Consider the following 261-nt stretch of genomic DNA (forward strand, 5'->3'; position numbering starts at 1 on the left):
GGACTGCGACGTCTGCAAAAAGCACTCGTGCCATGGGATGGACACGCATGAGCACGTCATCCGCTCATGCAGACGATATTGCGCTGCGCGCCGACGTATTCGTCGCGGGCGGCGGCCCGGCAGGCACATGGGCCGCTCTGATGGCCGCACGCAGCGGCGCGACGGTCGTACTCGCGGACAAGGGCTATTGCGGCACCTCCGGCGCCGCGGCTGCATCGAACAACAATGTCTGGTACGTGCCGGACCCCAACGAATACGAGC

1 protein-coding gene is annotated in these 261 nt (G+C 65.5%); it reads left to right on the plus strand.

The window, feature by feature from the left end; all coding sequences use genetic code 11:
- Window positions 1–47 precede the first annotated feature (47 nt).
- On the plus strand, window positions 48–261 hold a 214-nt coding region (locus SB771_RS35245; protein ID WP_410722073.1), incomplete at its 3' end, for an FAD-dependent oxidoreductase.

The sequence above is a fragment of the Burkholderia sp. SIMBA_051 genome, assembly GCF_046534915.1.
GTDB lineage: Bacteria > Pseudomonadota > Gammaproteobacteria > Burkholderiales > Burkholderiaceae > Burkholderia > Burkholderia ambifaria.